Annotated in this window: 26 protein-coding genes; 12 read left to right on the forward strand and 14 right to left on the reverse strand. The window is 74.2% G+C overall.

Going from position 1 to position 24794, the window contains the following annotated elements:
• The first annotated feature begins 30 nt into the window (after window positions 1-30).
• Window positions 31-498, forward strand: a complete 468-nt coding sequence (locus tag ACIP5K_RS32700) for a GNAT family N-acetyltransferase (RefSeq protein ID WP_401415446.1) — start codon at window positions 31-33, stop codon at window positions 496-498.
• 18 nt (window positions 499-516) lie between these two features.
• Here ACIP5K_RS32700 and ACIP5K_RS32705 read toward each other — a convergent pair whose 3' ends face one another.
• Window positions 517-654, reverse strand: coding sequence for a hypothetical protein (locus ACIP5K_RS32705; RefSeq protein WP_401415448.1), 138 nt, complete (start codon window positions 652-654; stop codon window positions 517-519).
• A 150-nt stretch (window positions 655-804) separates the two neighbouring features.
• Between ACIP5K_RS32705 and ACIP5K_RS32710 the strand changes: the two genes are divergently transcribed.
• Window positions 805-1437, forward strand: coding sequence for a class I SAM-dependent methyltransferase (locus ACIP5K_RS32710; RefSeq protein WP_401415449.1), 633 nt, complete (start codon window positions 805-807; stop codon window positions 1435-1437).
• Between the two features lie 28 nt (window positions 1438-1465).
• On the opposite strand, the gene ACIP5K_RS32715 is transcribed toward ACIP5K_RS32710, so the two are convergent.
• Both ACIP5K_RS32715 and ACIP5K_RS32720 read right to left on the reverse strand, forming a co-directional pair.
• Window positions 1466-1963: a DUF402 domain-containing protein gene (locus ACIP5K_RS32715; RefSeq protein ID WP_401415451.1), complete on the reverse strand. Its 498-nt coding sequence runs from the start codon at window positions 1961-1963 to the stop codon at window positions 1466-1468.
• Window positions 1941-2876 (reverse strand): GNAT family N-acetyltransferase, encoded by a 936-nt coding sequence (locus ACIP5K_RS32720; protein WP_401415453.1) that lies wholly within the window; start codon window positions 2874-2876, stop codon window positions 1941-1943. Before ACIP5K_RS32720 ends, ACIP5K_RS32715 begins: the two co-directional genes overlap by 23 nt.
• Window positions 2877-2946: 70 nt before the next feature.
• Between ACIP5K_RS32720 and ACIP5K_RS32725 the strand changes: the two genes are divergently transcribed.
• On the forward strand, window positions 2947-3312 hold the full coding sequence (locus ACIP5K_RS32725; RefSeq protein ID WP_401415454.1) for a GntR family transcriptional regulator: 366 nt from the start codon (window positions 2947-2949) through the stop codon (window positions 3310-3312).
• Window positions 3313-3433: 121 nt separating this feature from the next.
• Here the strand turns inward: ACIP5K_RS32725 and ACIP5K_RS32730 are convergent, their stop codons facing one another.
• From ACIP5K_RS32730 to ACIP5K_RS32745, 4 genes are all read right to left on the reverse strand, one after another.
• Complete coding sequence (locus ACIP5K_RS32730; protein WP_401415456.1) at window positions 3434-3874, reverse strand: ATP-binding protein; 441 nt, start codon at window positions 3872-3874, stop codon at window positions 3434-3436.
• Between the two features lie 52 nt (window positions 3875-3926).
• Window positions 3927-4322, reverse strand: coding sequence for an STAS domain-containing protein (locus tag ACIP5K_RS32735; protein WP_401415457.1), 396 nt, complete (start codon window positions 4320-4322; stop codon window positions 3927-3929).
• A gap of 148 nt (window positions 4323-4470) precedes the next feature.
• A complete protein-coding gene (locus ACIP5K_RS32740; protein ID WP_401415459.1) occupies window positions 4471-5565 on the reverse strand; it encodes a DUF5925 domain-containing protein in 1095 nt (364 codons plus the stop codon).
• A gap of 154 nt (window positions 5566-5719) precedes the next feature.
• Window positions 5720-6937, reverse strand: a complete 1218-nt coding sequence (locus tag ACIP5K_RS32745; RefSeq protein WP_401415461.1) for a S8 family peptidase — start codon at window positions 6935-6937, stop codon at window positions 5720-5722.
• Window positions 6938-7222: 285 nt separating this feature from the next.
• Between ACIP5K_RS32745 and ACIP5K_RS32750 the strand changes: the two genes are divergently transcribed.
• Window positions 7223-8020 (forward strand): SGNH/GDSL hydrolase family protein, encoded by a 798-nt coding sequence (locus tag ACIP5K_RS32750; RefSeq protein ID WP_401415462.1) that lies wholly within the window; start codon window positions 7223-7225, stop codon window positions 8018-8020.
• A gap of 22 nt (window positions 8021-8042) precedes the next feature.
• Here ACIP5K_RS32750 and ACIP5K_RS32755 read toward each other — a convergent pair whose 3' ends face one another.
• Window positions 8043-9722 (reverse strand): serine/threonine-protein kinase, encoded by a 1680-nt coding sequence (locus tag ACIP5K_RS32755; protein WP_401415463.1) that lies wholly within the window; start codon window positions 9720-9722, stop codon window positions 8043-8045.
• Between the two features lie 429 nt (window positions 9723-10151).
• Here ACIP5K_RS32755 and ACIP5K_RS32760 point away from each other — a divergent pair, with 429 nt between their 5' ends.
• Window positions 10152-10424, forward strand: coding sequence for a hypothetical protein (locus ACIP5K_RS32760; RefSeq protein ID WP_401415465.1), 273 nt, complete (start codon window positions 10152-10154; stop codon window positions 10422-10424).
• Between the two features lie 181 nt (window positions 10425-10605).
• On the opposite strand, the gene ACIP5K_RS32765 is transcribed toward ACIP5K_RS32760, so the two are convergent.
• Both ACIP5K_RS32765 and ACIP5K_RS32770 read right to left on the reverse strand, forming a co-directional pair.
• Window positions 10606-11391, reverse strand: coding sequence for an ABC transporter permease (locus tag ACIP5K_RS32765; protein ID WP_401415466.1), 786 nt, complete (start codon window positions 11389-11391; stop codon window positions 10606-10608).
• Window positions 11388-12374, reverse strand: coding sequence for an ATP-binding cassette domain-containing protein (locus tag ACIP5K_RS32770; RefSeq protein ID WP_401415468.1), 987 nt, complete (start codon window positions 12372-12374; stop codon window positions 11388-11390). Before ACIP5K_RS32770 ends, ACIP5K_RS32765 begins: the two co-directional genes overlap by 4 nt.
• Window positions 12375-12437: 63 nt before the next feature.
• On the opposite strand from ACIP5K_RS32770, the gene ACIP5K_RS32775 reads away from it, so the two are divergent.
• Entirely contained in the window at window positions 12438-13157 is a 720-nt protein-coding gene (locus ACIP5K_RS32775; protein ID WP_401415470.1) for a TetR/AcrR family transcriptional regulator C-terminal domain-containing protein, read from the forward strand.
• A 52-nt stretch (window positions 13158-13209) separates the two neighbouring features.
• Here ACIP5K_RS32775 and ACIP5K_RS32780 read toward each other — a convergent pair whose 3' ends face one another.
• The 3 genes from ACIP5K_RS32780 to hmgA form a co-directional block, all read right to left on the reverse strand.
• Window positions 13210-14463 (reverse strand): type ISP restriction/modification enzyme, encoded by a 1254-nt coding sequence (locus ACIP5K_RS32780; protein WP_401415471.1) that lies wholly within the window; start codon window positions 14461-14463, stop codon window positions 13210-13212.
• Window positions 14464-14485: 22 nt separating this feature from the next.
• Window positions 14486-15235: a GntR family transcriptional regulator gene (locus tag ACIP5K_RS32785; RefSeq protein WP_401415473.1), complete on the reverse strand. Its 750-nt coding sequence runs from the start codon at window positions 15233-15235 to the stop codon at window positions 14486-14488.
• 87 nt (window positions 15236-15322) lie between these two features.
• Window positions 15323-16636 carry a homogentisate 1,2-dioxygenase gene (gene hmgA, locus ACIP5K_RS32790; protein WP_401415474.1) on the reverse strand — a complete coding sequence of 438 codons (1314 nt, stop codon included), beginning with the start codon at window positions 16634-16636 and terminating at the stop codon, window positions 15323-15325.
• A gap of 181 nt (window positions 16637-16817) precedes the next feature.
• Here hmgA and ACIP5K_RS32795 point away from each other — a divergent pair, with 181 nt between their 5' ends.
• From ACIP5K_RS32795 to ACIP5K_RS32820, 6 genes are all read left to right on the forward strand, one after another.
• Window positions 16818-17330 carry a hypothetical protein gene (locus ACIP5K_RS32795; RefSeq protein WP_401415476.1) on the forward strand — a complete coding sequence of 171 codons (513 nt, stop codon included), beginning with the start codon at window positions 16818-16820 and terminating at the stop codon, window positions 17328-17330.
• 21 nt (window positions 17331-17351) lie between these two features.
• Window positions 17352-17954 (forward strand): TetR family transcriptional regulator, encoded by a 603-nt coding sequence (locus ACIP5K_RS32800; RefSeq protein ID WP_401415478.1) that lies wholly within the window; start codon window positions 17352-17354, stop codon window positions 17952-17954.
• 155 nt (window positions 17955-18109) lie between these two features.
• On the forward strand, window positions 18110-19522 hold the full coding sequence (locus ACIP5K_RS32805) for a CitMHS family transporter (protein WP_401415480.1): 1413 nt from the start codon (window positions 18110-18112) through the stop codon (window positions 19520-19522).
• A gap of 7 nt (window positions 19523-19529) precedes the next feature.
• A complete protein-coding gene (locus ACIP5K_RS32810; protein ID WP_401415481.1) occupies window positions 19530-20792 on the forward strand; it encodes an MFS transporter in 1263 nt (420 codons plus the stop codon).
• A gap of 86 nt (window positions 20793-20878) precedes the next feature.
• Entirely contained in the window at window positions 20879-22267 is a 1389-nt protein-coding gene (locus ACIP5K_RS32815) for an aldehyde dehydrogenase family protein (protein ID WP_401415482.1), read from the forward strand.
• A gap of 17 nt (window positions 22268-22284) precedes the next feature.
• Window positions 22285-23367: a Zn-dependent alcohol dehydrogenase gene (locus ACIP5K_RS32820; RefSeq protein ID WP_401415484.1), complete on the forward strand. Its 1083-nt coding sequence runs from the start codon at window positions 22285-22287 to the stop codon at window positions 23365-23367.
• Between the two features lie 697 nt (window positions 23368-24064).
• Here the strand turns inward: ACIP5K_RS32820 and ACIP5K_RS32825 are convergent.
• On the reverse strand, window positions 24065-24715 hold the full coding sequence (locus tag ACIP5K_RS32825; RefSeq protein WP_401415486.1) for a TetR/AcrR family transcriptional regulator: 651 nt from the start codon (window positions 24713-24715) through the stop codon (window positions 24065-24067).
• Between the last annotated feature and the right edge of the window lie 79 nt (window positions 24716-24794).

Genomic DNA, 24794 nt, shown 5'->3' on the forward strand with positions numbered 1-24794 from the left:
CGGAGGGGGAGGTGACGTAGACAAGGAGGCATGAACGACGAAGCACCGGCGGGGGAGCCGGGGATCCGCCCGGCCGTCGCCGCCGACGTACCGGCCGTCAGGGCCGTCACCGACGCCGCGTACCGCCCCTACATCGCCCGCATCGGTCTCGCCCCGCAGCCCATGGAGGCCGATCACGCCGCGGACGTCGCGGCGGGGCTGGTGCACGTCACCGGGGAACCGGACGTCGTCGGGCTCGTGGTGGTGGAGGCCCGCCCCGGCCATCTGTTCCTGGAGAGCGTCGCGGTCCACCCCGACGCCCACGGGCACGGAGTGGGACGTCGCCTGCTCGGCTTCGTCGACGAGCACGCGCGCGCCCTCGGACTGCCCGAAGTGCGGCTCTATACCCACGCGTTGATGTGGGAGAACCAGAAGATCTACCCGCGGTACGGCTACGAGGTCACGGAGCGCCGCACCGACGGGCCCTACGACCGCGTCCACTACCGCAAGCGGCTCTGAGTCTCATCGGCCGACCCCCTACTCGTCCGGCCACCACGTCTTGCGCACGTCCTTGCGCACTTCGGGCCGCTCGGGCTGTCGCTCGGCGGCCTCTTCCCGCAGCCGACGGGCGATACCGCTCTGCCCGACGGGCTTGTGCATGGTCACTCGGCGCATGGGTGCCTCCTGTACCTACACGGTTTCCAACGTGGTGCCGTTGTAGACCTGTTCCCGGAGCCTCGCTCATCGAAGCGCATTTGTCAGTGGCGGTTGTCACGGAAGGTACGGCGGACCGCGATGTCAGTGCCCCGTGATGGGATGCGGGGCATGGACGAGACAGCCGGCAGCACCGGCACCGACGCACCCGTGAGCGGCACGACCGCCGTGTGGGACGAGGCGGCGGCCACCTTCGACGACGAGCCCGACCACGGCCTGCGGGACCCCGCCGTGCGCGCGGCCTGGGCCGAGCGGCTCGACGACTGGCTGCCCGCCGGGCCGGCCGCGGTGCTCGACCTCGGCTGCGGCACCGGCAGCCTCTCGCTGCTCGCGGCCGAGCGCGGCCACCGGGTGACGGGGATCGACAGCGCCCCGCGCATGCTGGAGCGGGCCCGGCACAAACTCGCGGACCACGACGCCCGGTTCCACCTCGGGAGCGCGGCGGCCCCGCCGGTCCCGCCGGGCGCGTACGACGTGGTGCTCGTCCGGCACGTGCTGTGGGCCCTGCCCGGCCCCGAGGACGTGCTGCGGCACTGGCTGACGCTGCTGCGCCCCGGCGGGCGGCTGGTGCTGATCGAGGGGGTGTGGGGCGCTCTCGACCCGGTCGGCATCCCCGCGGACCGGGTCCTGGACACCCTCGCACCGCTCGTCCGCACGGTGCGGCACACCCCCCTGTCGCAGGACGCGCGCCTGTGGGGCGGACCGGTGCGCGACGAGCGGTACGCGGTGGTCGCCCTCAGCTGAGCAGGATCCCTCGGCTGAGCAGGATCCCTCAGCTGAGCAGGCTGGGGAACGCGCCCTGCCGGGCGAGGTGTTCGAGCGCGTCCAGGGCCCGGGTCGCCTCCCGCGCGGCGGCCGGGTCCCGCCCGGCGAGCCCGCTGTCGGCGAACTCGTCCTCGTCCAGCCGGATCACCTCGGCGCCGTCCGCCGACACCCACAGGTCCAGGTCGAGGTCCTCGGAGAGCAGATCGCCGTCCGCGCCGCGGACCACCGGGCGGGTGATGTCGCAATACCAGCCCTTCAGGGTGCCGTCCCCGGTCCGCACCTCCTTGACCGCGTACCAGCGGTCGCGCCAGTAGTGCTCGGTGAAGACGTCGCCCGGCTCGAACCGCACGAACCCGAAGTCCCGCACGCCGTCGCCCGCCCAGGCGGCACGGACCACCGCGTGCGTGCCGTCGTCGCGCAGCAGCTCGGCCGGATACCGGATCTTCGTCCGGCCGGCCTTGACCAGCCGGACGTGCACCGGGTCAGGCGTCGAGGGCGCGGACATGGCGGATCTCCTTCGCGTCGCGGGTGTAGCCGAACCAGGTGTTGATCGCGAGCATCGGCGCGTTCCCGGCGTCGTTGCCCGTGTACGCCACCCGCATCCCGGCCTCCCGGGCACGGTGCAGCGAGTCGTTCTTCGCGAGCTTGGCCAGGCCCCGGCCGCGGTACGCGCGGCCCGTGCCGGTCATCCCCGACGCGTAGCGGCCGTCGCCGTCGGTGTGCGCGAGGGTGAACGCGGCGGGCCGGCCGTCCACCACGGCCACCGACGTCAGCGCGTGGTCGAGCAGCGGATGCTGCCAGGTGTCCGCCAGCCACTGCTCGTAGTCGGTGAGCAGGGTGGCGATGTCGCCCGGTTCGTCGGCCGCCGTCTCCGCGTCGAGGGCGAACAGGGGGCGCGGGTCGGCCGCGTAGTCGGCGCCGGTGCGCAGCTCCACGCCGGCCGGGAGCGGGGCGCGGGGCGGCAGCGCGCCGTCGGCGGCGAGATCGAGGCGCAGGAAGTGGGCGCTGCGGCTGGGCCGGTAGCCGTGGGCCGCCGCCCAGCCCAGATTGCGCTCGCCGTCCAGCGCCCAGCAGAACACCTCGCGGGCGCCGTGCCGGGCGAGATGCTCCTCGGCCGTGCGCAGGAGCAGGCCGCCCGCGCCCCGGTTCTCGTGGTCGGGATGGACGTAGACGTTGGCGAAGCCCTGGCCGGGACGCGGGCTGTCGTAGGCGATGCCGACCTGCGCCGTACCGACCACCTCGTCGTCGGCCACCGCGATCAGCTGGCGGTAGTGGGCGTCGGGGTGGGAGCGGGAGACGTCGTGGGCGAGGGACGCGGGGGTCGCGAGCATCGCCGGTACGCAGGCCCTGCGGACCCGGGCGAAACCCGCCGTCTCGGACGGCGAACCCGGGCGCAGGGTACGGACGATCACAGTCATGGGGCCGGACGGTACGCGCCGACCGGGCCCGGGTGCCTCCCATTTTCCGGGCCTGCGGGACAATCGGGCCGTGACTCTGAAGATCCGGATCGACGACGGCGCGGCCCCCTACGAGCAGGTGCGGGCGCAGATCTCCGAGCAGGCCAGGGGCGGGGCGCTGCCCGTCGGGTACAAGCTGCCGACCGTGCGGGGGCTGGCCGAGGAGCTGGGGCTCGCCGCCAACACCGTGGCCAAGGCGTACCGGGCCCTGGAGGCGGACGGGGTGATCGAGACGCGGGGGCGCAACGGGACGTTCGTCGCGTCCGCCCGGGACGCCGCCTCGCGGGAGGCGGCCACCGCGGCCCGGACCTACGCCGAACGCGCCCATCGCCTCGGCCTCACCGAGGAGGCCGCGCTGGAGGCGGCGCGGGACGCGGTACGCGCCGCCTACGCCTAGGGCCTGTCCGGCGGATCGTGTCGCGGGCGCGGGGTCCGGCACAGAAATACGCGGGCCACCCGACCACGACCTGATCCGCCGGACACGCCCCAGCCCGGCCGTCGGGCGGCGGGCCGGCGGGTCAGCGGACGCGGATGACGGCCCGGATGGTCTTCCCCGCGCCGTCGGGGTGGATCGTCACCACGACCTGGGTGGCCAGCCGCTGCACCAGGTCCCAGCCGAAGCCGCCCGGTTCCGTGGCGTCCCGCCGCGGCGAGCGGGGCTGCTGGGTGCTGCGGTCGCCCACGTCGATCAGCACCTGGCCGTCGTGGGCCCGTGCCTCGAACCAGTAGAGGCCGCCGCCGTGGCGGTGCGCGTTCGACACCAGCTCGGAGCAGACCAGCTGGGCCTCGGCCAGCAGGCGCTCGGTCGCGAGCGTCTGCGCGGCGTCGGCGGCCAGACAGGCGAGCGTCGCCCGGCGCACCAGTTCGCGCGCCTCCGCTCCCGACAGGGTCAGCGGCGCGGCGGCGAGGGCCGGTCGCGCCCGTGAGGAGCCGTGGGCGCCATCGTGCTCGGCCCTCATGGCCCACCCCTGCTCTCGACGGCTGCCGGGGCCACCGGCCCGCGCGGTTCCCTCACTGTGCGCTCTCCTGACGACCGAGGCGGGACCCGGACTCCTGCTCGGCCGCGCGCTGCGCCGGGACGGACGTCTCGACGCAGCGCCGGAACACGTCCGTCGTCCCGGTCACGTCGAGCAGCTGGGAGACGGCGGCGCTGAGCGGGCCCCGCAGGACGAGCCGCGCCCCGCGGTCGGACTGGGCGCGCAGCGCCAGCAACAGGGCATGGAGGAGGGTCGAGTCGCCGAAACCCACCTGGCTCACATCGATCTCCAGGACCCGGGGCTCGACCGCGAGGACCTGGGTGAGCGCCTCCGTGAGCAGGTGCTCGGAATCCTCGTCGCAGTCCCCGTGCAGGGAGATCGTGGACCTATGCGGATCGCAGTTGACGGTGACCTGCAAAGACGCACGCATGGGAGCATTATCCACCCGGCGCGGCGGGAACCGGCACCCGACCGGTCCGCCGGCCCCGGATCCCTCCAGGTCGCGGCGTCCTCCGGGCCCCGCGGCCGACGGGTACGGCCGGTCCACGGGTACAGGTACGGGTACGGGTACGGCCGGTCTACAGGTACAGCCCCGCGTCGGCGCCGCCCCGCTGGTCGGGCACCGACGTCGGCGACACCCCCCGGCGGAGGGCGTAGAGCTCGGCCAGTGTCGCGCCCTCCCGCCCGATGCCCTCCTCGGTGCCGAGCCACGCCACCGACTCGCGGTGCGTCATCGGGCCCACCTCGATCCGGGCGAGGCAGCGGCCGGGCCGGACCACGGCCGGGTGCAGCCGTTCCAGGTCCTCGTTGGTGGTCACGCCCACCAGGACGTTCCTGCCCTGCCCGAGCAGCCCGTCCGTGAGGTTCAGCAGCCGCGACAGCGCCTGCCCGGCGGTGTGCTTGGCCTCGCCCCGGATCAGCTCGTCGCAGTCCTCCAGCAGGAGCAGCCGCCACCGCCCCTTCGCCGTGCCGTCGTCCTCGCCGATCGCGATGTCCATCAGATAGCCGACGTCGGAGAAGAGCCGCTCCGGGTCGAGCACGCAGTCGACCTGGCACCAGTCCCGCCAGGACCGGGCGAGGGTGCGCAGCGCCGACGTCTTGCCGGTGCCGGGCGGTCCGTGCAGCAGGAGCAGCCGGCCCGCGATGGTCTCGGGCCGTGTCTTCATGAGGCCGTCCATCGCCGCGGCGACCGGGGCCGTGTAGTTGGACCGGACCTCGTCCCAGGTGCCGGCCGAGATCTGCCGGGTCGTGCGGTGCGGCCCGCGCCGCGGCGAGACGTACCAGAACCCCATCGTCACGTTCTCCGGCTGGGGTTCGGGCTCGTCGGCCGCGCCGTCGGTGGCCAGCTTCAGGACCTTCTCGGCCAGCTCGGTGGTGGTCGCGGTGACGGTGACGTCGGCGCCCCGGTTCCACCGGGAGATCAGCAGCGTCCAGCCGTCCCCCTCGGCGAGCGTCGCGCTGCGGTCGTCGTCGCGCGCGGAGCGCAGGATGCGGGCGTCCGGCGGCAGCAGGGTCGCGCCGGACCGGACCCGGTCGATGTTGACGGCGTGCGAGTGCGGCTGCTCGCCCGTGGCGAAGCGGCCGAGGAAGAGCGCGTCGACGACATCGGAGGGCGAGTCGCTGTCGTCGACGCCCAGCCGGACCGGCAGCGCGTCGAAGGGGTTCGCAGACATGCCGACATGATCCGCCAAGCGGAGGCCGGCCGCACGGCATTTCCCCACCGCGTCACCCGTCCCGCACCCGGGGCGCGGGCGGGGACGGGCAGTGCCCCGGCGGCGTGACGCCCGCCGCCGGGGCACTGCCTGCGGTCCGCCGCGGGGCGGCCCGTTACGGGACGATCTTGAGCAGCTTGTTCGGCGAGCCGCTGCCGGGGCCGGTGACGACCCCCGACGTGGCCCCGTTCACCAGCGCCGAGGAGACCTGGGCGGGCGTGGCGGAGGGGTGGCCCGCCAGGTAGACCGCGGCCGCGCCCGCGACGTGCGGCGTGGCCATCGACGTGCCGGAGATGGTGTTGGTCGCGGTGTCGCTGGTGTTCCAGCCCGCCGTGATCGACACCCCCGGGGCGAACAGGTCGAGCACGGAACCGTAGTTGGACCAGCTGGCCCTCGCGTCGGTGTTGCTCGTGGCGCCGACGGTGATGGCCTGGGTGACGCGCGCGGGCGACGACGTGGACGCGTTGGCGCCGGAGTTGCCGGCCGCGACCGCGTACGTGACGCCGCTGGAGATCGAGTTGCGCACCGCCGTGTCCAGCGTGGTGCTGGTCCCGCCGCCCAGCGACAGGTTGGCGACCGACGGGCCGCTGTGGTTCCTGGTGACCCAGTCGATGCCGGCGATGACGCCCGCGGTCGTGCCCGATCCGTTGTTGTCGAGCACGCGCACCGCCACGACCTTCGCCTTCTTGGCGACGCCGTAGGTGGTGCCCGCGATGGTGGTGGCCACATGGGTGCCGTGGCCGTTGCCGTCCTGGGCGACGTTGTCGCCGTCGACGGCGTCGTAGCCGTTCGAGGCGCGGCCGCTGATCTGGGAGTGCGTGATGCGCACCCCGGTGTCGATGACGTACGCCGTCACCCCGCCGCCCGCCGTGTCCGGGTAGGTGTACGTGCCGGAGAGCGGCAGGGCCGACTGGTCGATGCGGTCCAGGCCCCAGGGGGCGCCGGTCTGGGTGGCGTCGACGTGCACCCGCTGGTTCTGCTCGACCGACGCCACGGCCGGGTCGGCCGCGAGTCTCGCGGCTTCCGTGGCCGAGAGCCCCTTCACCGCATAGCCGTTGAGCGCGCTGCGGAAGGTCTTCTGCACGGTGCCGCCGTGCTCGGATATCAGGCTCTTGCCGTCCGCGGACGCGGCCGTGAGGCCCGCCGGGCTCTGTGCGGGCTTCTTGAGCGTGACGAGGTAACTGCCGTCGACCGCCCCGGCGGCACCCGCCGAGAGGACCGTGCCGGTGGCGGGGGCGGCGGCCTGGGCGGGCAGTGCGGTGAGCGAACCGAGCAGGCCGACGGCGGCGGCGGTCGAGGCGGCCGCGGTCACCAGTGCTTTGGAGAGTGCCATGACGAGGGAGTCCTCCTCTTAGGCGGCGCGTGCCGGAGGGCGGCACGCGTCAGTGGGGGGTGTGCGCTGGGTGGCGCACACGGGCCGTCGGAGCGGGGTGTTCCGTCCGGGCCCACTCAGCAGGCTGATTCATCTACGGGCGTAGCTCAAGGAATCTGAGGGTATGTCATAACCCTGACATGTACCTGCAATTGAACGGCCGGTGAATGTCCGTCAGGGGTACTTCCCGGTAACTCTGTGGCGTGCTACCACAGATGTGGCAGAAATCCTGCTAAGGGAGGTTCCATGAGACGTTTCCGACTTACGGCATTCATGACGTCGTTCCTCTTCGCGGCCGGCGTCGCCCTCACCGGGGCGACGAACGCGCAGGCGGCGGCGACCGGCTACGTGGCGCTCGGCGACTCCTACTCCTCGGGGGTCGGGTCCGGCAGCTACGACAGCGCCAGCGGCGACTGCAAGCGCTCCTCCAAGGCCTATCCGGCCCTGTGGGCGGCCGCCCATTCACCCTCCAGCTTCAACTTCACCGCGTGCTCGGGTGCTCGTACGGGTGATGTCCTCTCCGGCCAGCTCACCCCGCTCGGCTCCGGCACCGGCCTCGTCTCCATCAGCATCGGCGGCAACGACGCGGGCTTCGCCGACGTCATGACCACCTGCGTCCTCAACTCCGAGGCGACCTGCCTGAACCGCATCAACCAGGCCCGCGCGTACGTCACCTCCACGCTGCCCGGCAACCTCGACAAGGTCTACGACGCCATCCACGCCAAGGCGCCGGCCGCCCACGTCGTGGTCATCGGCTACCCCCGCTTCTACAAGCTGGGCGGCAGCTGCATCGCGGGCCTGTCCGAGGCCGAGCGGACCGCCATCAACAGCGCCGCCGACCTGCTCAACACCACCACCGCCAAGCGCGCCGCCGACCACGGATTCACCTTCGGCGACGTGACCACGAAGTTCTCCGGGCACGAGATCTGTTCCGGCAGCCCCTGGCTGCACAGCGTCAACTGGACCAACATCGGCGAGTCGTACCACCCGACGGCCGCCGGGCAGTCCGGCGGCTACCTGCCCGTGCTCACGTCCGCGGCCTGAGTCCCACCCCGTGGGCGACGGCTCACGGCGTGGGGGAACCGGTGGTGGCTCCCGTGGAGGGGGTCACCACCCGGCACGTCACCGCGTAGGCGACGAAGTTCGACGTCACCGCGACCGGGCCGCGCACCTCCACGCCGATCTCGTCGTGCAGCGTGCCGCCGTCCTCGTACCGCGTCTGCGCCGTGCTCACCGCGCGGGTCCGCGCGCCGCCCGACCCGAGGTCCAGGGTCTTCCAGCCCGGGTCCGAGGCCCGACCGCCCTTCGTCACCCACCGGTACTCGACCCGGGCCGGCGTGCGCCCCACCGTGATCGTCGCCGTGAAGGACGGTGCCGCGGCGCCCGGCGGGGGACAGGGCCCGGAGTAACTGCCCCGCACCGCCGTGACGGTGACCCGCACCGACTGGGCCGGCGTCGTCGTGCGGCCCCCGCCGCCACCGCCCCCGCCGCCGTGCCCCGACGACGCGGAGCCGCCGCGGGACGCCGAGGACGCCGCTGACGCCGCCGAGGTCGCCGACGCGCTCGGGCCGGGGCCGCCGCCGGACGCGGAACCGCCGGCGGACGGGCCGCCGCCGTCACCGCCGTCCCCGCCGCCGTCGAGCAGGACGTACGCCAGCCCGCCGAGCGCCAGCAGCAGGACCACGAGCCCGGCCATGAGGGCGAGCGAGGCGCGCCGGGACGCGTCCGGGCCCGTGCGCGCCGCGACGGTCGACCGGGTGCCGGCCGGGTCCGGGGCCGGGGGTGGCCCGACGGGCAGCGGCATCGGCGGGGTGGGCGCGGCCGACGGCTGCCGCGACGTCACGGTCGGCATCGACGCCATCGGCGTGGACCGCGGGGTGCCGCCCGCACCGATGATCCGCAGCTCGTGCTCGGCCTCCGCCGCGCCGATGCGCCGCGCCGGGTCCTTGCGCAGCAGCCCCTCGATGACGGGGGCCAGCGGGCCCGCGCGGTGCGGCGGCGGCAACTCCTCGTCCACGACGGCGCGCAGCGTGCTCAGCGGGGTCTGCTGCCGGAACGGCGAATGGCCCTCCACGGCCGCGTACAGCAGTACGCCCAGCGACCACAGGTCCGACTCGGGCCCGGGCGTGCGCCCCAAGGCCCGCTCGGGGGCGAGGAATTCGGGCGACCCGATCACCTCGCCGGTCATGGTGAGCGCCTGGGTCCCCTCCACCATGGCGATCCCGAAGTCGGTGAGGACGATCCGGCCGTCGTTCGAGAGCAGGACGTTGCCCGGTTTCACGTCGCGGTGCAGCACCCCGGCCCCGTGCGCGGCGCGCAGCGCGGCGAGCACCTCCGCGCCGATGTGCGCGGCGCGCTGCGCGGGCATCGGGCCCTCGGCGTCGAGCTGGTCGGCGAGCGACACGCCCCGCACCAACTCCATGACGACCCAGGGGCGTTCGTCATCGGTCGCCACGTCGTACAGGGTGATGACGTTGCGGTGCGAGATGCGCGCCGCCGCCCAGGCCTCGCGCTCCAGGCGCTGGTACATCCGGTGCCGGTCCGCCGTCGGCAGGCCCGCAGGGGCCCGCACCTCCTTCACGGCCACCTCGCGGCCGAGCACCTCGTCCCGGGCCCGCCACACGGTGCCCATGCCGCCCTCGCCGATCGGGTCCAGCAGCCGGTACCGGCCCGCGACGACCCGCCCGCTGCGTCCCCCACTGCCCGGCCCTGTGTCCACGGCCGCCGCCCCCACTCGCCACGACATCACGACAAGTCTGAACAAAAGTAGCCCAGCCCGGGGCCGGAGGGCACGGGGCGGACCGGGACGCGTGAGATCGCCCACGTCCGGGCGCGGCGGCGGGCCCGGGTCGCCCGGGGGCCCGCGCGTCGCCGCGCTCCTGGGAACCGCCTGCCCGCGAACGCCTCCGACACGCCGTGTCCCGCCTCCGGCTTGACCTCCGGCGCTTCCTCACTGTCGGTGACGCCCTCCTCGGGAGGCGGCGCGAAACTCCCGCCAGGCGCCCAGCTTGTCCAACTCGCCCTGAATTCAGTTGGATTCGGAGAGTAACCGGCATGAGGTCGTCAACCTCCTTGTGGGGGAGGTGAATCCTGCGACCGGGATACACGAGTGTCGCGCTGGGGCGATAGGGTTAACCTGCCCGGGCCGGGTGCCCTCGTACGGGTGGGGAGTGACATGGAACAGATAACAGTGCGCAGCAGGCCTCGTGTGCCTGCGATCACCTGCGGGAGCAGCGCGACCAGTTCGCGGCTCGACCGCCATCTCTCGGTGCTCGGCGGCCCTGCCGTCCCGCAGCGTGAGACGGTCGAGGCGACGACGCTGATGCGTGAGCTGACCGCGCGTGACGCCGCGCACGACGAGCGCAGCACGACCCGCGCGCGGGTGCGTCGGGTCTCGCTCTTCGCACCTCTGCGGCGACTGCGCCGCTCGCTGTTCGGCGGCCACTAGGCGGCCGCCGCCCAGCGAGGGCCCCGGGCCCGCAACCGACCTCCGCGCCGTCCGGCGTAGCGCCGCGCATCTCCGCGACCGTCATCCCCACGGCATGCGGCGAGCGCCCCGGCGGGGGAGTCGGGTGCGGGCCCGGGGCCTTTGCATGCGGGGTGGACCCGGCCCCCGGGGCCGGGGACGGTCACCGTCCGCCGCGGGCGTACCGGTGGACGGCGAGCGGCGCGCACCCGATCAGCAGCGCCGCGCACCAGGCCAGTGAGCCGGCCAGCGGGTGCGTCACCGGCCAGGCGGCGCCGTGCGGCACCGGCGCGTTGCCGAACAGCTCGCGTACGGCGGTCGCCACGGCGCTGATCGGATTCCACTCGGCCAGGGCGCGCACCCAGCCCGGCATGCCGGCGGTCGGGAGGTACGCGTTCGACAGCAGCGGCAGCATGAACGTGGCGCTGCCCAACTGCCCCGCCGCCTCCTCGCTCCGGGAGGCGAGCCCGAGCAGGATGCCCACCCAGGACGTCGCGAACCGGAACAGCAGGAGCAGTCCGAACGCGGCGCAGGCGTCCGCCGCCCCGCCCTCGATCCGCCAGCCCATCGCGAGGCCCACCAGGACGAGCGGGACGAGCCCGACGGACGTCGTCGCCAGATCGGCCGCGGCCTGCCCGAGCGGCACGGCGGCCCGGCTCATCGGCATGGTGCGGAAGCGGTCCATCACCCCGCGGTGCGCGTCCTGGGCGGCGGTGAACATCCCGGTCATGACGCCGTTCGCCGCCGTCGCCACCAGCATGCCGGGCACCAGGAACGCCCGGTAGTCGGCGCCCGGCATGGCGAGGGCGCTGCCGAAGACGTACCCGAAGAACAGCAGGAACACGATCGGCATCGTCTGCGTCATGACCAGGATCGCCGGGGCGTGCCGGACGCGCCGGAGGTGGCGGCCGAGCATCGCCGTGCCGTCGTACAGGATCGCGGAACTCATGCGGCGACCGCCTTCGGTGTCGTGGGCGTGGCGGTGAAGCGCAGGAACACCTCGTCGAGGGTGGGCGGGCGCAGCGTCGCGTCCCGCAACGGCACCCCGGCGGCGTCGAGTTCGCGCACCACGTGGGGCAGCGTCAGGGCCGGGTCGAGCACGACGACGCCCACGGTCCCGCGATCGGGGTCCGGTGCGGGCCGGGCCCCGGTGAGCCGGTCCAGGACGGCGGCGGCCGCGAGCAGTTCCCGCTCGCCGGGGGCGGCCGCGGGGTCCGCGGTGCCCACCGTGATCTCCAGCCGGTGCCCGATCTGCGCCTTCAGCCCGGCGGGCGTGCCGCGGTGCGCGGCGCGGCCCGCCTCGACCAGCACGATGTCGTCGGCGAGCCGGTCGGCCTCGTCCAGGTACTGCGTCGTGAGCAGGACGGTCGTGCCCTCGCGGGCCAGCTCGCGCACGGTGTCCCAGATGGCGCCCCTGCTGTGCGGGTCGAGTCCGGTGGTCGGCTCGTCGAGGAAGAGGACGGCCGGCCGGGTGAGCAGGCTCGCGGCGAGGTCGAGGCGGCGGCGCATCCCGCCCGACCACGTGCGCGCCGGCCGCCCGGCCGCCTCCGCGAGGCCGAACCGCTCGATGAGTTCGTCGGCGCGGGCGCGGGGCGTGCGCAGCAGCCGGGCGAACAGGCGCAGGTTCTCCCGGCCGGTGAGATCGCCGTCGACCGACGCGTACTGCCCGGTGACACCGATCCGGCGGCGGACCGCGTGCGGCGCGGTGACGACGTCGTGCCCGGCGACACGCGCGGTGCCCGCGTCCGGCCGCAGCAGTGTCGTCAGCAGCCGGACGGCGGTCGTCTTGCCCGCCCCGTTCGGCCCCAGCAGGCCGCAGACCGTGCCCTCGCGCACGGCGAGATCGAGGCCGCGCACGGCGTGCACCGCCTTGTCCCCCGCGCCGAAGCGCTTCTCCAGACCTTCACTAAGTACAGCGTACGTAGAAGTCATGGCGCCACCGTAGCGCACTACGTACGCCGTACGTAACTACGATGGAGCGCGAGGTGATGATCGATGGCGGGCCGACCGGCCGAACCCGAAGTGATCTGGGCGCGCCCCGAGCGTGCCGGGCGGGGCCCACGGCCCGCGCACAGCCGGGCCGACATCGCGGCCGCCGCCGTGCGCGTCGCCGACGCGGAGGGCATCGACGCGCTGTCCATGCGGCGCGTCGCCGGCGCACTCGGCATGGGCACCATGTCGCTGTACAACTACGTGCCGCGCAAGGAGGACCTGTACGAGCTGATGGTCGACGCGGTCAGCGCCGAGTACACGTACGCGGAGCCCTCCGGCGACTGGCGGGCGGACGTCCTCGGGCTCGCCCGGCAGACCCGCGCGCTGATGCACCGCCATCCCTGGCTGCCGCGGCTGATGTCACCGGTGTACGGGTTCAGCCCGAACGCCCTGCGGTACCTGGAGCACTGCATGGCCTGCCTGGACCCGCTGGAACTGCCCTACGGCACGAAGATGGAGCTCATCGCGTCGGTGACCGGCGTGGTGACGACCTATGTCGCCAACGAGATCGCGACCGCCGAGCGGACGCGGTCGCTGCCGTGGAGCGCGGAGCGGGAGCACGCCGTGCGGATCGCGTACCTCGGGGCGCAGGTGGCGTCCGGGAGATATCCGCGGCTCGCCGCCGCGTTCGCCGAGGACACCGGGCCCATCGACCTGGAGGCGGTGTTCGAGCGGGCGCTGCGCAGGACCCTGGAGGGGTTCGCCGGACCGGCGCGGGCGTGAGCGGGGGAGACGGGCCGCGCGAGGGATCCGCGGGGCCCGGGCCCGCCCGCCGCTACAGGATCGCGAACTGGCCGCCGGGGCCCTCCTCCCGGTGGTCCAGGACCGAGGCCGGGCGGCGGCAGCGGTCCGGGACCGGCAGGATCCGCGCCCGCGTCAGTTCCCCCGGTGTGACACGGTCGCCGATCCCGGCCGTCAACTCCTCCCGCAGCGGCAGCAGTTCCGCCAGGAGCGCCAGGACGGTGATCAGCTCCAGCAGCTCCGACGTCCAGGGCTGCGGCCAGCTCTTCGGCCGGACGGCCGCCAGGGAGCCCGGCTCCGCCGGGGCCGTGCGGCGGGCGAACCACTGCTCCAGGACACGCACCCCGCTCACCTGGAAGTCCCAGGCCGCGGCGGGCACGGGCGCGATCCGGCCGGCGCCGATCCACAGCGTCTCCTCGTCGCGGTCGTAGCCGAGCCCGTCGGGCCGGTCCGGCAGCGGCGCGCGGACGTACGGGCGCCGGCCGCCGGGCAGCCGGGGGCGGTCGGCGCCGGCGCCGCGGCGCTCCAGCCGCAGGACGCGGCGGCCGAGTTCGACGCCGCGCAGCCAGACGTCCGGGTCGACGGGCAGCGGCACCCGGCACGTCCGGTCGGCGCCGCGCGCGGCCATCGCCAGGATCCAGGCGAACACGTCGGCGGCCACGACCTCCTGGTCGTACGTGCCGGACAGGTGCTGGAGCAGGCCCGGCGCGAGGTTCGGCTCCGTCGCGCCCGGCCGCCGGTACAGGGGGCGGATCCGGCCCGGCCGGCCCGCGGGGGAGCGGCCCTCGGGCAGCACGGCGCAGGCCAGCACGGCCGGCCCGCCGGCGCCCGGCACGTACCCCTGCTCCACCAGGTACAGCTGCCGCTCGTCCGCGACCCGCCACAACTCGGGCCGGGCCGCGTCGATCAGGCGCTGGTCGGGGATCAGCCACTGCTCGTCGAACGGCCCGTGCAGCACGCGCACCGGCTCCGGGCACGGCCCCGACGCGTGCGCCAGCGGCTCGGTGCCCGCGCGGACGCCGGGCAGCTGGGCGGCCGCCGTGTGCAGGGTGCGGGCGCGCGTCGGCTCCAGCAGCGTCGCCCGGCGCTCCGGGTCGCCGCCGACGAACGCCTCCCAACGGGCCTTCAGGGACGCGGCGTCCGGCGCCACGGGCCAGCCGCGGCCCAGGCGCAGCGGCGCCACGGACCACGGCATGAGGTCCGGGAGGGCGACGGTCTCGGCGTCGTCGGCGGCGATGTCGGCGGCGGTGGCGGTGCCGACGGGGCGGTCGTTCGTCACGCCCGGCATGGTACGTCCCCCCGGCCGGTCATCAGTCGGCGTCCAGCGTCACCGAGAACGAGAAGCGGTCCCCGCGGTAATGGATCACCGCCACGTCCAGGACCCGGCTCTCCTCGTCGTACGTGATGCCGGTGTAGTGCAGGATCGGGCTGAGCAGCGGCACTTCGAGCAGCCGCGCCGTCTCCGGGTCGGCCAGGCGGGCCTCCACCGAGTCCGTGACCCGGGTGATGCGCACCCCCACCACGTCCCGCAGCACCTTCGTCATCGGCCACCGCTCCAGGTCCGCCACGTCGACCCGCTCGGCGAGCTCGGGCCGGATGTAGTTGCGGGCGTGGTTCGTCGGCTCGCCGGTCTTCTCGTCGCTGCGCAGCCGGTGGTACGTCGCCACCCGGTCCGCGCCCGGGAAGTGGTCGGCCAGCGCCGCCGGCACCGGGACGGTGCCGTGCTCCAGCAGCTCGGCCGTCATCCCGGACTGCTGCGCCACGATCGCATCCACGGAACCGAGCAGCCGCACCGGGGCGCCGCGCCGGGCCCCCGGCTCGATGAACGTCCCGCGCCGCCGGTGCCGGGTGATCAGCCCCTCGTCCTCCAGCTCCTTCAGCGCCTGCCGCATGGTCAGCACCGAGACGCCGTAGTGGACCGCCAGCCGCTCCTCGGTGGGCAGCCGCAGCGGGTCCTGCGGGGACCTGCCCAGGATCGAGGCGCGCAGCGACTGCGACACCTGGTACCAGAGCGGCAGCTTGCGGTTCAGGACGATCGAGTCCGGGGCGAATGACGTCACGGCCTATCCGTATCGGTCGGGGGCGGGATGTGCAATGAAGGCCCGCGCCGGGCGGGGCCCCCTCCCGGGCCCCGCCGCCGGCGGCCCCTACCCGCCGAAGTGCCGCTCCAGGCCGCGCCACACGTCGTCGTAGCCCCGCTGTAGATGTCCCGCTCCGGCGGCCTGCGCCGTCGCCGTCACCGGCCAGCGCGTCTCGAACATGAACGCCAGCCCGTCGTCGACCCGCTGCGGCACCAGCTCGGCGGTGCTGGCCCGGTCGAACGTCTCCCGGTCCGGGCCGTGCGCCGACATCATGTTGTGCAGCGACCCCCCGCCCGGCAGGAAGCCGGAGGCCTTCGCGTCGTAGGCGCCCTCGATCAGCCCCATGTACTCGCTCATCACGTTGCGGTGGAAGTACGGCGGCCGGAACGTGTCCTCGCCCACCAGCCAGCGCGGCGCGAAGACCACGAAGTCGACGCCCGCCAGCCCGGGGGTGTCCGACGGCGAGGTCAGCACCGTGAAGATCGACGGGTCGGGGTGGTCGTACGAGATCGAGCCGATGACGTTGAAGCGGCGCAGGTCGTACACGTACGGCAGGTGGTTGCCGTGCCAGGCGACGACGTCCAGCGGAGAGTGGTCGTAGGTCGCGGACCACAGGTTGCCGCAGAACTTGTTCACCACCTCGACCGGCCCCTCGACGTCCTCGTACGCGGCGACCGGCGCCCTGAAGTCCCGGGCGTTCGCCAGGCCGTTGGCGCCGATCGGGCCCAGGTCCGGGAGCTGGAACGGCGCGCCGTAGTTCTCGCACACGTAGCCGCGCGCCCGCCCGTCGAGCAGCTCCACGCGGAAGCGCACCCCGCGCGGGATCAGCGCGACCTCGCCGGGGCCCGCGGCGAGCAGCCCGAACTCGGTGCGCAGCAGCAGCGTGCCGCGCTCGGGCACGATCAGCAGCTCGCCGTCCGCGTCGCTGAACACCCGGTCCGTCATCGAGGCGTCGGCCGCGTACAGGTGCACCGCCATGCCGGTGCGCTGCGTCGCGTCGCCGTTGCCGCCCAGCGTCCACAGGCCCGCCAGCCAGTCCGTGCCGGGGGCCGGGTCGGGCAGCGGGTTCCAGCGGCGCCGGTTGGGGTCGGGGACCGACTCGGTGAAGGGGGCCGAGCGCAGGGTGCCGTTGTCCGTCCGCGTGAACTCGGGGTGCGCCGCCGAGGGCCGGATCCGGTACAGCCACGAGCGCCGGTTGTGCGCGCGGGGCTCGGTGAACGCGCTGCCGCTCAGCTGCTCCGCGTACAGACCGAGCGGGGCGCGCTGCGGCGCGTTGCGCCCCTGCGGCAGGGCGCCCGGCACCGCCTCCGAGCCGTGTTCGTTCCCGAAGCCCGTCAGATAGGCCAGGGCCTCGGCCGTCTTGTGTGCGTCCCCGCTCATCATCGCTCCCTCGTCAATGATTCCTATGCACAACCGTAGGATTCGGTATCGGCCCACGCAAGACGCCGTCCGGCCGGATTCGATCTCCCCCTGACTTCCCCGGTCTCCTCCCCCGTCTCCCTCTGTGGACCTCCTCCCCGAGACGGATCCGAAAACGTGAACGGTCGCCTACTGTCCGAGCATGCCCAGGACGACGCCGGCCCGCGCCCTCGCCGCCACCCTTCTCGCCTGCTCCCTGCTGCCGGGCCTCGCCGGATGCGGCGGCGACGACGGCGGCCCGCGCCAGGTCGGCACCGTGCTCGACCAGGCGGACGGCGACGGCCACCACCTCCGCCAGGTCCCCGCCGCCGACGCCCCCGAGGTCGGCCTGATCGTGCAGCCCGACGCGCGGCCCGACGGCGGCTGGGACGTCCGGGTGCGGGTCCGGAACTTCCGCTTCAGCCCCGGGAAGGCGGCGGCCCGCGCCGTGCACGGCCGCGGCTACGCCCAGCTCTACCTGGACGGCGCCCGCCTGTCCCGGCTGCGCGCCGACGACTACCGGCTGCCCGGCACCCGGGTGAGCCGCGGCACCCACAAGGTCACCGCCCGGCTCTACGCCGACGACGGCACGGCCTGGGCGGTCGAGGGCAGACCCGTCGAGGCCACCGCCGACCTCACGGCGTCCGGCGCGGAGACGGCATCCCCCTCCCCGTGACGCCGCCGTAGGGTGACCGGCATGTCCCCTCCCTTGCGCCGTACGCCCGTTCAGCAGCGCAGCGCCGAGCGGCTGAGCCGGATCCTCGACGCGTGCGCCGCCCTCCTCGACGAGGTCGGCTACGAGCGCCTGAGCACGCGGGCCGTCGCGGGCGCCGCCGACGTCCCCATCGGCTCGGTCTACCGCTTCTTCACCGACAAGCGGGCCATGGTCGACGCCCTGGCCCAGCGGAACCTGGAGCGGTACGCGGAGCGCGTCACCGCCCGCCTCGGCGCCCTCCCGGCCGACGACTGGCGCGCCGCGATGGACGCCGTCCTCGACGAGTACCTGGCGATGAAGCGCACCGCGCCCGGCTTCTCGCTGGTCGACTTCGGCACCCAGATCCCCGTCGGCGACCCCGACGCCGCGCCCAACCTGCGGGTCGCCGACACCCTCACCGACCTGCTCGCCCCGCACCTCGGCCGGACCGCCGACGCGGAACTGCGGCGCACGTTCCTGGTCGCGGTCGAGGCGGCCGACGCGCTGGTGCGGCTCGCCTTCAGGCTCGACCCGGCGGGCGACGAACAGGTCATCACCGAGACCCGGGAACTGCTGCGCGCGTACCTGGCCCGCTCCCTCGACTGACCGAGCCGGACCGAGCGCAAAGCTGTGACCTGGAGTTCTGCGCTTATTGCTCACGTGTCAACGTCTTGTTAACGCCGACGGACGGGCCCTAGCGTCTCGCTGACCGCCGACCCCGGGCGGCAGTTCAACGGCGAACGACGTGAGGAACCCACTCCATGCTGACGATCCTCGGATTCGTCATGATCGCCACCTTCCTGGTGCTGATCATGCTCAAGAAGGTGTCACCGATCGCGGCGCTCGTGCTCGTCCCGGCGCTGTTCTGCGTCCTGGTCGGCAAGGGGGCCCACCTCGGTGACTACGTCATCGACGGCATCGGCGACCTGGCGCCCACCGCCGCCATGCTGATGTTCGCGATCGTCTACTTCGGCGTGATGATCGACGTCGGCCTCTTCGACCCGATCGTGCGGGCCATCCTGAGATTCGCGAAGGCCGACCCGGTGCGGATCGTCGTCGGCACCGCCGTGCTCGCCGCGATCGTCTCCCTCGACGGCGACGGCTCCACCACCTTCATGATCACCGTCTCGGCGATGTACCCGCTGTACAAGCGCCTGAAGATGAGCCTCGTCGTGATGACGGGGGTCGCGGCCACCGCCAACGGCGTCATGAACACCCTGCCCTGGGGCGGCCCGACCGCCCGCGCGGCCACGGCCCTCAAGGTCGACGCCACCGACATCTTCGTGCCGATGATCCCCGCGCTCGGCGCCGGCCTGGCCTTCGTCCTCGTCCTCGCGTACGTGCTGGGCCGCCGCGAGCGCAGGCGCCTCGGCCACCTCTCCCTCCCCGGCGACGGGGCCGCCGGGACCGTGCCGCAGGCCGCGGACGAGAAGGTCCTGGTGGGCGCCGGCGCCGCCGCGGGCTCCGGTACGGGGACGAACGGCGCGGCCGCGGGCTCCGCGCCCTCCTTCCGCGACGAGGACGGCGGGTCCTTCACCGGTCTCGACCCGGACCGCCCCACCCTGCGGCCGAGGCTCTACTGGTTCAACGCCCTGCTCACGGTCGTCCTGCTGGCCGCCATGATCATGGAGCTGCTGCCGATCCCGGTCCTGTTCATCCTGGCCGCCGCGCTCGCCCTCACCGTCAACTACCCGCACATGCCCGACCAGAAGGCCCGCATCGGCGCCCACGCCGAGAACGTCCTCAACGTCGCCGGCATGGTCTTCGCCGCCGCCGTCTTCACCGGCGTGCTCCAGGGCACCGGCATGGTCGACCACATGGCCGAGTGGGTCGTCGGCGGCATCCCCGACTGGATGGGCCCGCACATGGCCCTGGTCACCGGGGTCCTCTCCATCCCCTTCACCTACTTCATGTCGAACGACGGCTTCTACTTCGGCATCGTGCCGGTCCTCGCCGAGGCCGGGAACGCGCACGGCGTCTCCACCCTGGAGATCGCCCGCGCCTCCCTCGTCGGCCAGCCGCTGCACATGTCCAGCCCGCTCGTCCCGGCCGTGTACGTCCTCGTCGGCATGGCCAGGGTCGAGTTCGGCGACCACACCCGGTTCACCGTCAAGTGGGCCGCGCTGACCGCGGTCGTCGTCCTCGGCGCCGGTCTGCTCCTCGGGATCGTGTGACCGGCGGATGAGCCGCACCTGGCTGCTGCGCCTCGTCATCGCCTTCGGCTTCGCGCAGGGCGCGGTGTCGATGGCGCGGCCCGCCGTCACCTACCGGGCGCTCGCCCTCGGCGCCGACGAGCGCGCCGTCGGCGTCATCGCGGGGGTCTACGCGCTGCTGCCGCTGTTCGCCGCCGTTCCGCTGGGGCGGCGCACGGACCACGGCCGCTGCGCCCCGCTGCTGCCCGCCGGGGTGGGGCTCATCACGGGCGGCTGCGCGCTGAGCGGCACCGCCGGGTCCCTGGCGGGGATGGCCGCCTGGAGCGGGGTGATGGGCCTCGGCCACCTCTGCTTCGTGATCGGCGCCCAGTCCATCGTGGCCCGCCGGTCGGCCCCCGACGAACAGGACCGCAACTTCGGCCACTTCACGATCGGCGCCTCGCTCGGCCAGCTCGTCGGGCCGGTCGCGGCGGGCGCCGTCGTCGACGGCGGCGACCTGGCGGGCACCAGCACGCCGGCGCTGCTGATCGCGGCGGGCGGCTGCGCCCTCGCCCTCACCTCGCTGTGGCGCGTCGAGGTCCCTCGCACTCCGTCCGACGCACGGCCGGGCGCGGGCGGGGGAGCGGCTGCGGGGACGGGCGCGGCTGGGGCAGCGGCCACGGGGACGGGCGCGGCTGGGGCAGCGGCCACGGGGTCGGGCGCGGCCCGGGTGCCCGTGCACCGGATCCTGCGCAGCCGGGGTGTCCCGGGCGGCATCTTCATCAGCCTCGCCGTGCTGTCGGCCACCGACATCCTCACGGCGTACCTGCCGGTGGTCGGCGAGCACCGGGGCATCGCGCCCGCCGCGGTCGGCGTGCTGCTGAGCCTGCGCGCGGCGGCCACGATCGCCTGCCGGCTGGTCATGACCCCGCTGATCGCCTGGCTGGGCCGGGCCGTGCTGACCGCCACCACGTGCCTGCTGGCGGCGCTGGCGTGCGCGGCGGTCGCCCTCCCGGTGCCGGTGTGGGCGCTGGCCGGGATCCTGGTGGTACTGGGTTTCTGCCTGGGCGTCGGCCAGCCCCTGTCCATGACCACGGTCGTCCGGGCCGCCCCGCGGGACGCCCGCTCGACGGCCCTGGCCCTGCGCCTGACCGGCAACCGCCTCGGCCAGGTGGCGGCGCCGGCCTCGGCGGGCGCGGTGGCGGCGGTGGCCGGCACGGCGGCGCCGTTCGTGATGCTGGGGGCGCTGCTGCTGGTCGCGTCGGCGCTCGCGGTGCGGGGGCGCGCGGCGCCGGAGCACGGAGCGGCGTGACGGGCGTCTCTGGCGCCTGAAAACTATCACCGCTAGTTTGGGTGTCGGACGACCCGAACGATCGCGCAGTACGCGGGAGGAGAGCCATGAAGGCCCACGACGGGATGTACATCGGCGGCGCCTGGCGCCCGGCCCTGACCGAGGAGACGATCGCGGTCGTCAACCCGGTCGACGAGACGGTCATCGGGCACGTGCCCGCGGGCACCGCCGAGGACGTCGACGCCGCCGTGCACGCCGCCCGGACCGCCTTCCCGGCCTGGGCCGCCACGCCCCCGGCCGAGCGCGCGGCACGGATCGCCGCACTGCGCGACGCGCTCGTCGCCCGCAAGGACGAGATCGCCGAGACGGTCACCGCGGAACTCGGCGCCCCGCTCGCCTTCTCCCAGGCGGTGCACGCGAGCGTACCGATCCTGGTCTCCGGCTCGTACGCCGAACTGGCCGCCTCCCACCCGTTCGAGGAGAAGGTCGGCAACTCGGTCGTCTACTCCGAGCCGGTCGGCGTCGTCGGCGCCATCACGCCCTGGAACTACCCGCTGCACCAGATCGTCGCGAAGGTCGGCCCGGCCCTCGCGGCGGGCTGCACGGTCGTGCTGAAGCCGGCCGAGGACACGCCCCTGACCGCCCAGCTCTTCGCGGAGGCCGTCGACGGGGCGGGCCTGCCGGCGGGCGTCTTCAACCTGGTCACGGGGGTCGGCGCGGTCGCGGGGCAGGCCCTCGCCCAGCACCCGGACGTCGACCTCGTCTCCTTCACCGGCTCGACCGCGGTGGGCCGCACGATCGGCGCCGCGGCGGGCGCGGCGGTCAAGCGGGTGGCCCTGGAACTGGGCGGCAAGTCCGCGAACGTCATCCTGCCCGACGCCGACCTCGCCAAGGCCGTCAACGTCGGCATCGCCAACGTCATGGGCAACTCCGGGCAGACGTGCAGCGCCTGGACCCGCATGCTCGTCCACACCGACCAGTACGACGAGGCGGTCGGCCTCGCCGCCGCGGCCGCCGCCAAGTACGGCGACCGCATCGGCCCGCTCGTCAACGCCAAGCAGCGCGACCGGGTGCGCGGTTACATCGAGAAGGGCGTCGAGCAGGGCGCCCGCCTCGTCGTCGGCGGCACCGGGACCCCGCACGAGAAGGGCTACTACGTCGCCCCCACCGTCTTCGCCGACGTCACCCCCGAGATGACCATCGCGCAGGAGGAGATCTTCGGCCCGGTCGTCTCCCTCATCCGGTACGAGGACGAGGACGACGCCCTGCGGATCGCCAACGGCACCGTGTACGGGCTCGCGGGCGCCGTCTGGGCCGGTGACGAGGCCCGGGCCGTCGCCTTCGCGCGCCGCATGGACACCGGCCAGGTCGACATCAACGGCGGGCGGTTCAACCCCCTCGCCCCCTTCGGCGGTTACAAGCAGTCGGGCGTCGGCCGGGAGCTCGGCGCGCATGGCCTCTCCGAGTACCTCCAGACCAAGTCCCTCCAGTTCTAAGGGAGTCACCGATCACCATGGTCCGCGCCGCTGTCTGCACCGCCGTCGGTTCCCCGCTGGAGATCACCGACGTCGACCTGCCCGAGCCGGGACCCGGGCAGGTCCGCATCGAGCTCGCCGCCGCCGGGGTCTGCCACTCCGACCTGTCGCTCACCAACGGCACCATGCGGGTGCCGCTCCCGGCCGTCCTCGGCCACGAGGGGGCCGGCACGGTCCGCTCCGTCGGCGACGGCGTCACCCATGTCGCGCCCGGCGACCGGGTCGTCCTCAACTGGGCGCCCTCGTGCGGCCGTTGCCACGCCTGCTCGCTGGGCGAGGTCTGGCTGTGCGCCAACGCGCTGGCCGGAGCGAACGACGTGTACGCGCGCCGGGCCTCCGACGGCTCCGATCTGCACCCCGGGCTGAACGTCGCCGCGTTCGCCGAGGAGACGGTGGTCGCCGCGAACGCCGTGCTGCCGGTGCCGGACGGGGTGCCGCTCACCGACGCCGCGCTGCTCGGCTGCGCCGTGCTCACCGGATACGGCGCGGTGCACCACTCCGCGCGGGTCCGTGCGGGGGAGACGGTCGCGGTGTTCGGCGTCGGGGGCGTCGGGCTCGCCACCCTCCAGGCCGCCCGGATCGCGGGGGCCTCGAAGATCGTCGCGGTCGACGTGTCGCCGGAGAAGGAGGAGTTGGCGCGCGCCGCCGGTGCCACGGACTATGTCGTGGCCTCGGACGGCACGGCCCGGGAGATCCGGGGGCTCACCGGCAGGCAGGGGGTCGATGTCGCCGTGGAGTGCGTGGGGCGTGCCGTGACCATTCGGGCCGCCTGGGAGTCCACGCGGCGGGGTGGGCGGACCACGGTCGTCGGGATCGGCGGCAAGGACCAGGTCGTCACCTTCAACGCCCTGGAGCTCTTCCACTGGGGGCGCACCCTGTCCGGCTGCGTCTACGGCAACTCCGATCCGGCCGCCGACCTTCCCGTCCTCGCCGAGCACGTCCGCGCGGGGCGTCTGGACCTGTCCGCGCTGGTCTCCGAGCACATCACCCTGGACGACATCCCGACGGCCTTCGACAACATGCTCACGGGCAAGGGAGCCCGCTCCCTGATCATCTTCTGACCCCCGAGCGGTCTTTCGGATGCGCCGGGCGTGGCGGCCGACGGCGCAGTCCCCCGCGCCCCTGGGCTGTCCGGTCCGTCGCCTGCGGCCCGGTGGGGGCTGGCCGCGCCCCTGGGTAGCACTTCGCCCGCGGCCCGGCGGGGCTTCTCGCGCAGTTCCCCGCGCCCCTGGGTAGCACTTTGTCTGCGGCTCGGCGGGGCTTCTCGCGCAGTTCCCCGCGCCCCTGAGATGCGCACTGCGTGCGCCATCTCATCAGGGGCCCACCACGGTCCCGCCTCCCCGGAGCGGCCCATCAGGAGAGCCGCACCGCCCGCCTGCCCCAAGAGGCGCGCGAAGCGCAGCCTCAAGGAGAGGCTGCGCGCCAGCGCATGCCTCAGGGGCGCGGGGAACTGCGCGACCAGCCACGACGGCGGCACGCGCGAGAGACCACCCCAGGGGCGCGGGGAACTGCGCGAGAAGCGGCCACCGGCCCGCGGATGACGTACGACCTAGGGGCGCGGGGAACTGCGCGAGACGCGGCCACCGGCCCGCACACGAAGCACGACCCAGGGGCGCGGGGAACTGCGCGAGAAGCCCCGCCGGGCCGCAGATGACGTACGGCCCAGGGGTGCGGGGAACTGCGCGACCGACCCCCCACCGGGCCGCACGCGAACAGAGCGGCCCGAGGTGCGGGGAGCCGTGTGAAGGGGGATCGGGGTCAGGGGGTCGGGCGGGGGCGGCCGGCGTACTGGACCGACAGGCCGTCCAGGAGGGCCGTGAGGCCGGTCTCGAAGGCCCGTTCGTCGATGAGTTCCTGACGGTCGGCGAGCAGATGGGCCTGCCCGAGATGCGGATAGTCGGCGGGATCGTAGGCGGCCTCGTCGTCGACGAAGCCCCCCGCGAACGACCCGAGCGCCGACCCCGTGACGAAGTACCGCATGAGCGCCCCGATGGACGTGGCCTGAGCAGGCGACCACCCGGCATCGACCATCGCCCCGAACACGGCGTCCGCGAGCCGCAGCCCGGCGGGCCGCCGCCCGGGCCCCTGCGCGAGCACGGGCACGATGTTCGGATGCGCCCGCAGCGCCGCCCGGTAGGAGACGGCCCAGTCGTGCAGGGCGGTGCGCCAGTCCCGCCCGTCCGCCGCGTCGAACATCGACAGATCGACCTGCGCGCTCACCGAGTCGGCGACCGCCTCCAGGATCTGGTCCTTGGTGCGGAAGTGGTTGTACAGGGACGGCCCGCTCACCCCGAGTTCGGCCGCGAGCCGGCGCGTGGAGACGGCGGCCAGCCCCTCGCCGTCGACGAGGGCGCGGGCCGTGTCGACGATGCGGTCTCGGCTGAGGAGGGGCTTGCGCGGTCGGGCCATGGCGCACATAGTAGGGCTGTCAGCCAAAAACTAGCAGTGCTAATTTAAAGCTCAGCCTGCACGCCGCCCCGGGAGTCGT

Source organism: Streptomyces sp. NPDC088785 (assembly GCF_044750685.1).
Classification (GTDB): domain Bacteria; phylum Actinomycetota; class Actinomycetes; order Streptomycetales; family Streptomycetaceae; genus Streptomyces.

What these genes read in the sequence shown, in the direction of transcription:
- ACIP5K_RS32735 (WP_401415457.1), bottom strand. Translation starts at nt 4,322, where the DNA reads ATGCGTGCGTCTTTGCAGGTCACCGTCAACTGCGATCCGCATAGGTCC.
- ACIP5K_RS32750 (WP_401415462.1), top strand. Translation starts at nt 7,223, where the DNA reads ATGAGACGTTTCCGACTTACGGCATTCATGACGTCGTTCCTCTTCGCG.
- ACIP5K_RS32755 (WP_401415463.1), bottom strand. Translation starts at nt 9,722, where the DNA reads ATGTCGTGGCGAGTGGGGGCGGCGGCCGTGGACACAGGGCCGGGCAGT.
- ACIP5K_RS32710 (WP_401415449.1), top strand. Translation starts at nt 805, where the DNA reads ATGGACGAGACAGCCGGCAGCACCGGCACCGACGCACCCGTGAGCGGC.
- ACIP5K_RS32760 (WP_401415465.1), top strand. Translation starts at nt 10,152, where the DNA reads ATGGAACAGATAACAGTGCGCAGCAGGCCTCGTGTGCCTGCGATCACC.
- ACIP5K_RS32815 (WP_401415482.1), top strand. Translation starts at nt 20,879, where the DNA reads ATGAAGGCCCACGACGGGATGTACATCGGCGGCGCCTGGCGCCCGGCC.
- ACIP5K_RS32715 (WP_401415451.1), bottom strand. Translation starts at nt 1,963, where the DNA reads ATGTCCGCGCCCTCGACGCCTGACCCGGTGCACGTCCGGCTGGTCAAG.
- hmgA (WP_401415474.1), bottom strand. Translation starts at nt 16,636, where the DNA reads ATGAGCGGGGACGCACACAAGACGGCCGAGGCCCTGGCCTATCTGACG.
- ACIP5K_RS32825 (WP_401415486.1), bottom strand. Translation starts at nt 24,715, where the DNA reads ATGGCCCGACCGCGCAAGCCCCTCCTCAGCCGAGACCGCATCGTCGAC.
- ACIP5K_RS32820 (WP_401415484.1), top strand. Translation starts at nt 22,285, where the DNA reads ATGGTCCGCGCCGCTGTCTGCACCGCCGTCGGTTCCCCGCTGGAGATC.
- ACIP5K_RS32780 (WP_401415471.1), bottom strand. Translation starts at nt 14,463, where the DNA reads ATGCCGGGCGTGACGAACGACCGCCCCGTCGGCACCGCCACCGCCGCC.
- ACIP5K_RS32705 (WP_401415448.1), bottom strand. Translation starts at nt 654, where the DNA reads ATGCGCCGAGTGACCATGCACAAGCCCGTCGGGCAGAGCGGTATCGCC.
- ACIP5K_RS32800 (WP_401415478.1), top strand. Translation starts at nt 17,352, where the DNA reads ATGTCCCCTCCCTTGCGCCGTACGCCCGTTCAGCAGCGCAGCGCCGAG.
- ACIP5K_RS32730 (WP_401415456.1), bottom strand. Translation starts at nt 3,874, where the DNA reads ATGAGGGCCGAGCACGATGGCGCCCACGGCTCCTCACGGGCGCGACCG.
- ACIP5K_RS32720 (WP_401415453.1), bottom strand. Translation starts at nt 2,876, where the DNA reads ATGACTGTGATCGTCCGTACCCTGCGCCCGGGTTCGCCGTCCGAGACG.
- ACIP5K_RS32765 (WP_401415466.1), bottom strand. Translation starts at nt 11,391, where the DNA reads ATGAGTTCCGCGATCCTGTACGACGGCACGGCGATGCTCGGCCGCCAC.
- ACIP5K_RS32770 (WP_401415468.1), bottom strand. Translation starts at nt 12,374, where the DNA reads ATGACTTCTACGTACGCTGTACTTAGTGAAGGTCTGGAGAAGCGCTTC.
- ACIP5K_RS32700 (WP_401415446.1), top strand. Translation starts at nt 31, where the DNA reads ATGAACGACGAAGCACCGGCGGGGGAGCCGGGGATCCGCCCGGCCGTC.
- ACIP5K_RS32775 (WP_401415470.1), top strand. Translation starts at nt 12,438, where the DNA reads ATGGCGGGCCGACCGGCCGAACCCGAAGTGATCTGGGCGCGCCCCGAG.
- ACIP5K_RS32740 (WP_401415459.1), bottom strand. Translation starts at nt 5,565, where the DNA reads ATGTCTGCGAACCCCTTCGACGCGCTGCCGGTCCGGCTGGGCGTCGAC.
- ACIP5K_RS32805 (WP_401415480.1), top strand. Translation starts at nt 18,110, where the DNA reads ATGCTGACGATCCTCGGATTCGTCATGATCGCCACCTTCCTGGTGCTG.
- ACIP5K_RS32795 (WP_401415476.1), top strand. Translation starts at nt 16,818, where the DNA reads ATGCCCAGGACGACGCCGGCCCGCGCCCTCGCCGCCACCCTTCTCGCC.
- ACIP5K_RS32810 (WP_401415481.1), top strand. Translation starts at nt 19,530, where the DNA reads ATGAGCCGCACCTGGCTGCTGCGCCTCGTCATCGCCTTCGGCTTCGCG.
- ACIP5K_RS32745 (WP_401415461.1), bottom strand. Translation starts at nt 6,937, where the DNA reads ATGGCACTCTCCAAAGCACTGGTGACCGCGGCCGCCTCGACCGCCGCC.